Source organism: Frankia sp. AiPs1 (genome assembly GCF_023716945.1).
Taxonomy (GTDB): Bacteria; Actinomycetota; Actinomycetes; order Frankiales; family Frankiaceae; genus Frankia.
On sequence record NZ_JAMQQF010000413.1, the window covers coordinates 1 to 5464 of the forward strand.

At 74.9% G+C, this 5464-nt stretch carries 5 protein-coding genes; 2 read left to right on the forward strand and 3 right to left on the reverse strand.

Annotated features, from left to right (window positions below):
* The first annotated feature begins 151 nt into the window (after nt 1–151).
* Nucleotides 152–490: an alkyl sulfatase C-terminal domain-containing protein gene (locus ND748_RS24170; RefSeq protein WP_251748257.1), complete on the forward strand. Its 339-nt coding sequence runs from the start codon at nt 152–154 to the stop codon at nt 488–490.
* A 144-nt stretch (nt 491–634) separates the two neighbouring features.
* Here ND748_RS24170 and ND748_RS24175 read toward each other — a convergent pair whose 3' ends face one another.
* Both ND748_RS24175 and ND748_RS24180 read right to left on the reverse strand, forming a co-directional pair.
* Nucleotides 635–1864, reverse strand: a complete 1230-nt coding sequence (locus ND748_RS24175) for an HAD-IIA family hydrolase (RefSeq protein ID WP_251748258.1) — start codon at nt 1862–1864, stop codon at nt 635–637.
* A 94-nt stretch (nt 1865–1958) separates the two neighbouring features.
* Nucleotides 1959–2393, reverse strand: coding sequence for a tetratricopeptide repeat protein (locus ND748_RS24180; protein WP_374216019.1), 435 nt, complete (start codon nt 2391–2393; stop codon nt 1959–1961).
* A 354-nt stretch (nt 2394–2747) separates the two neighbouring features.
* Here ND748_RS24180 and ND748_RS24185 point away from each other — a divergent pair, with 354 nt between their 5' ends.
* Entirely contained in the window at nt 2748–4154 is a 1407-nt protein-coding gene (locus ND748_RS24185) for a DUF1015 family protein (RefSeq protein WP_251748259.1), read from the forward strand.
* A 206-nt stretch (nt 4155–4360) separates the two neighbouring features.
* On the opposite strand, the gene ND748_RS24190 is transcribed toward ND748_RS24185, so the two are convergent.
* Entirely contained in the window at nt 4361–5329 is a 969-nt protein-coding gene (locus ND748_RS24190; RefSeq protein ID WP_251748261.1) for a lipopolysaccharide assembly protein LapB, read from the reverse strand.
* Nucleotides 5330–5464: the final 135 nt, after the last annotated feature.

The following is a 5464-nucleotide window of genomic DNA, read 5'->3' on the forward strand; positions in this document are numbered from 1 at the left end:
GCCCGGGGGCGGCCGGCCGACCTCGCCCGGGCGCGACGCGGGCCACGAGGAAGCCGTTCGTGCGGACGCCGGCCGCCCGGGGGCGGGCACCATGGGAGGGCCCCCGCCGATGGGAGGCCCCGAACCGACCCGAAGGAGGCCGGAGCTCCCGATGGCCGACAGGTCACAGTGTGAGATCGCCTTCCGCAGCATCGCCGCCCGTCTCGACAGGCTCGCCGCCGAGGGCCGCCCGCCCCGAACCCCCGACCGCACGATCGTCTGCCGCATCCCGGATCTGGGGACCGCCTTCTCCGGCGAGCTGCGCGACGGTTGCCTGCGCGACGTCGGCGAGGGTCAGCGCGACGATGCCCAGATCACCCTGACCGTGAACAGCGACGATCTGGTCGCGGTGACCGAGGGGCGGCTGTCGGTGCTGTCCGCCTGGACGAGCGGCCGGCTGAAGGTGGACGCGAGCGTGCGCGACCTGCTGAGGGTCCGCTCCCTGCTCTGACCGCACTCCCTGCTCTGACCGCACTTCCTGGTCTGACCGCACTTCCTGGCTGGCGCCGGACGCGAGCCGGAAAATGCTTGCGTTCTTCCAACCGGACTGATCTGGCCGGACAGGACCAGGCAACCGGCTGCCCGGCCAGTGCGATCACGTGCGGTTCGGGTCGGGCGCGACCAGGTCCGCGCAGCCCGAGGGCCGTTCGGCCGCGATCGCATGGACGGCGATGCCCGCGTCGGTGGCGGACCAGACCGCCGCGCACGCAGCCCGCAACGCGTCAAGACCATCCCCCTCGCCCTCGCCGCCCTCGCTGTCCCTGCCGCCCTCGCCGCTCTCGCCGCCCTCGCCGCCCTCGCCGCTCTCGCCGTGGACGCCCTCGCTGTCCTTGCCGGGGTTCACGCCGGCGCCCCCACCCGCCGCCGTCCAGCGCAGCTCGCCGTCCTCGACGCGGGCAGTCCACCCGCCACAGCTGGCGGCGTGTTTCCCGGCGTCCGGCAGCGCCAGCACCGGCGGCGCCGGGCGCAGCAGGCCCCGCAGGTCGGCGGCCAGGAAGGTCGGCCGGTGCTCCGGCGGCGCGGCCAGCAGCTCCGACGGTGTCGTGACCCCGGTGAAGACGAGCAGGGTGGGCGTCGACGACCGGGTTCCGGCCTCGATGTCGGTGTCGAGCCGGTCTCCGACGATCACCGGGGTGCGGGCGCCGCTGCGCCGCATCGACTCGCGGTGCATCGCCGCCTCCGGCTTGCCGGTCACCAGGGGCTCCTGGTCGGTCGCGGCGCGCAGGAATGCGGCCACGGCGCCGTTGCCGGGAGCGATGCCGCGCTCGGTCGGCACCGTCCGGTCGGCGTTGCTCGCCACCCACCAGGCGCCGGCCCGGATCGCGTAGGTCGCCTCGGCCATGCGGGCGTAGGTGAGGTCGGGGTCGAACCCCTGGACGACGGCGCTCGGCGCGTCCTCGGCGGAATCGACCGGGGTCAGCCCCTCCTCGGTGAGCGCCTGGCGCAGCCCGCGCCCGCCGAGCAGGAGCACCCGGGCGCCGGCGGGCAGCCGTTCGGCGAGGACGTGCGCCGCGGCCTGCGCGGAGGTGACCACGTCCGCGGCCCGCGCCGGCACGCCGAACCCGGTCAGCCGGTCGGCGACCTCCGCCGGCGGCCGCAGGGCGTTGTTGGTGACGTAGACGGTGCGCATACCGCGACGGCCCGCGGCGGCAATCGCCTCCGGGGCGTGCGGCACCGCCGAACCACCCCGGTTCACCACCCCGTCGAGATCCATCAGGGCGACGTCGAACAGATCGGCGAGCGGCCGGTCCGTGCCGCGCAGCGGGCCGGCCCCGGCCGCGTCGCGGGGCTTGGCCACCAGGCCGGCGGTCAGATCTGGGGTCACGGTGAACTCTCCCGGGGTCGCGCTGGTTGCGCTGGTCGCGGGCCTGCCGGCCGCGGCGGACGGCGGCGCCGGGACGTCCCCGACAGCCGGTCGGTCATGCCCGGGCCAGGGCCGCGCGGGCACCGCGCAGCGCGACGCCGTAGTGCCGGATGTCCGGGCGCATCGCCACTGCCAGCGCGAGGTGCTCCACGGCCGCGCGCAGGTCGCCGATCTTGCGGGCGGACAGGCCGAGGCCGAACTGCGCGTAGTCGTCGGTGGGATGACGGTCGACGATCCAGGCGAAGGTCTCCCGGGCGGCGACGTACTGGCCGGCGCTGAACTGGGCGCGGCCCAGCGCCTCGCGGACGCTCGGCGAGGCCGGCTCGGCCGCGACCGCATGCGCGAGAAGCTGCACCGCGGCGTTGGCGTCCCCGTGGCCCAGCAGGGCCATCCCGCGGGTGTACCAGTCGTAGACCTCGCCTGCCGGCCCCGGGCGGACGCTGTCCGTCGGGGCGCCCTCGTCCGGAGTCTCATCCGGGCGGCCGGTCATGTTGACCATCTTCACCTCCACGACGTGGACGAACACCTACGCTGCGCCGGCCGCCCGCACGCCCCTACGCGGTGGCTCCCCGCTACGGTGGCTTCCGATCGCTCCTCCCACCAGCGAGGATGGCGACACCCCGGTTCCAGTGTCGCCGCTGAGCCCGCCGGGACGCCCCCGGATCGGATAATGATCACTTCCGGTGGACGACGACCTCGCCGCCGCGGCCGGACACACCACGCCCCGCGGTCACGGCGGCCACGACAGGCGGTTCACGGCGACGCCCACCTACGGGCCGCCGCGCCTACCCGCACCCGGCCGGCGGGCCCCTGCTCGGCGCAATGGCACCCACCGGGTCCTACGATGCGGCTCATGCTGCCCGCCGACCGTCCCGTCCCCGTCCCCGCGGGACTCGTGCTCGTTCCGTTCCGGGCGGCGCGCTACCCCGTCTCGGGGCCGGCTCTCGCCGCGTTGACCTCGCCGCCCTACGACGTGATCGACGATGCCGAACGTGCCCAGCTCCAGGCCCGCGACGTCCACAACGTGGTGCGGCTCATCCTGCCCGGCGACGATTACGACGGCGCCGCCCGCACGCTGTGGGAGTGGCTCGACGGCGGGGTGCTGCGCCAGGACGACAGGGCGTCCGTCTACGTCTGTGAGGAGGAACAGGACGGTCACGTCCAGCGGGGGCTGATCGGCGCCGTCGCCCTGGTCGACCCGGCGGCGGGGATCATCCTGCCGCACGAGAACACCATGGCCGGAACGGTCTCGGACCGGCTGGCGCTGACCCGGGCAACCCGCGCCAACCTGGAGCCCATCTTCCTGCTGTACTCCGGCGGCGGTGAGACCAGCCGGGTTGTCAGCGAACTGGTCGAGACTCCCCCGCAGGTCGAGACGACCACGGACGACGGGGTGACCCATCGGCTCTGGGCGATCGACGACCCGGCGGTGCTCACCGCCGTGGCGGCCGACCTGCTGCCCCGGCGGGCCGTCATCGCCGACGGGCACCACCGCTACGCCACCTACCGGCAGTACCAGGCGGAGCGGCACGCTGCCGGGGACGGCTCGGGTCCCTGGGACTTCGGCCTCGCCTTCCTCGTGGACGCGACCGTCTCCGGCCCGCAGGTACACGCCATCCACCGGGCGGTGACCGGCCTGGGCCTCGCCGACGCGGTGCGCCGGGCCGCCGCCGAGTTCACCGTCCGCAGACTCGCCGGCCCGGACGTCGCTGGCCCGGACGTCGCCGAAACCGAACCGGTTGGCACCGAAACCGCTGGCACCGCCGCGCAGGGCGACAGCGCGCCCGGGTCGGCCCAGGGCCACGCCATCGGGCGGCCGGCTGGCGGCGTCGACCCGAACCACCTGCTCGACGAACTGGCCGAGGCCGGTCAGCGCGGCCATGCCTTCGTCGTCACCGACGGCACGTCCGCCTACCTGCTCACCGAGCCCGCCGCGGACCTGCTGGCCCGCAGCCTGCCGGCGGGCCGCTCCGCCGCCTTCCGCCGACTCGACGTCACCGTCGCCCATCTGGGGCTGATCGTGGATGTCTGGGGACTCTCGGACACGGTCGGCGTCGTCGACTACCACCATGACGCTCCGGCGGCGATCGCCGCGGCGGCCGCCGCCGGCGGAACCGCCCTGCTGCTCAACCCGACCCCGGTCGCGGATGTGACCGCGGTCGCCGAGGCCGGGGAACGCATGCCCCGCAAATCGACGCTGTTCACCCCGAAACCGCGCACCGGTCTCGTCCTGCGCCCGTTGGACGCCTGACCAGCCCGACCGCCATCGTCTCAGCCGACGCGGTCTTCCCGGCCCCGCCGTCTCCGGCCATGCCGACTTCAGCTACACCGTCTCACGCCACCGTGCGGCCAGACCGTGCGTGCGGCCAGACCGTGTGCGGCCAGATCGTGCCGAGGTCGGAACGCGGTCTCGGATCCGAGATCCGCCGCCGGGCCTCGACACGATGCGGTACCGGCCTAGGACGGACCGGGTGACCGCTCTGTTGCCTCCCCCGAATCCCCGCGCGCCGAATCCGCCGGATTCACCACCGCTGCGGCGACGTCCCCCGGGTCCGCCGAATCCCCTGCATTCGCGCTGTCCGCCGCCTCAACGACCTCCGCCGTCTCAATGACCTCCGGCAGTGCCTGCACGCTGTCCAGCAGCTCGCCAGAGTCCACCGCCTCGGAACCCCAGGCTGCCTCCGAGTCACCGCTCGCCTCGGAGTCACCGCTTACCTCGGAGTCGACGCTCGCCTCGGAGCCCTCGTCCTCGGGCATCGGCCGACCGGTGACGATCTCGTAGGCGCGAGCGGCCGCGTCCGTCTCGTTGTCGTCGACGGCCGCGGCGGAGGTGAACCACCGAGCCGCCTCCTCGGGACGGCCGGCGGCCAGCAGAGCCTCGGCGTAGGCGTACCAGAGCCGCGGGGCCCACGGCGCGGGCGCGCCCTTCGCGGTGGCAAGGTCGCGCAGCAACACGACGGCGGCCTCCGGCTGGCCCAGGTCTCGGCGCGCCCCGGAAATCACGATCAGCATCTCGGCGCGGGCTGCCGGGTCCAGCTCCTCGGCCTGCGGATCGCGCAGGTAGGCGATGGCCCGCTCGGGCCGGCCGAGGCCGCGCTCGCTGTCCGCCATCAGCGGCAGGTTGTGCCCCGAACCGTCCATGCGCCGGGCGGCCCGCAACTCGACGAGCGCCATGGCGTACTCGCCGGCGTGGTAGGCCGCGATGCCGACCGCCTCACGCACGGCGGGAAGGCGGGGCACCCGGTCGGCGGCGGCCCGCGCATGAGCGAGCGCCGCGGCCGGATCGTCGTCGAGCAGGAGCGCGGTCGCGACGAGATGCCGGGCGATCGTGTCCGCCAGATTCGTCGGCAGCCCCCGCAGCGAGCGGCGGACGTCGTGATCGAGCATGTCCGCGCGGGCCTCGTCCGGCAATGGCGGAGTCTGCACCCGGGGTCGACGGCTGCCGACGTCGGTGCGTTCGGGCCGGGCCGACCGATCCGGACGGTCCCCCCGCCGATCGTCGGGACGGCCAGGTCCACCCGGTCGCCCGCCACGTCCCTGCGGGGCCCCGCGTCCCTGGCT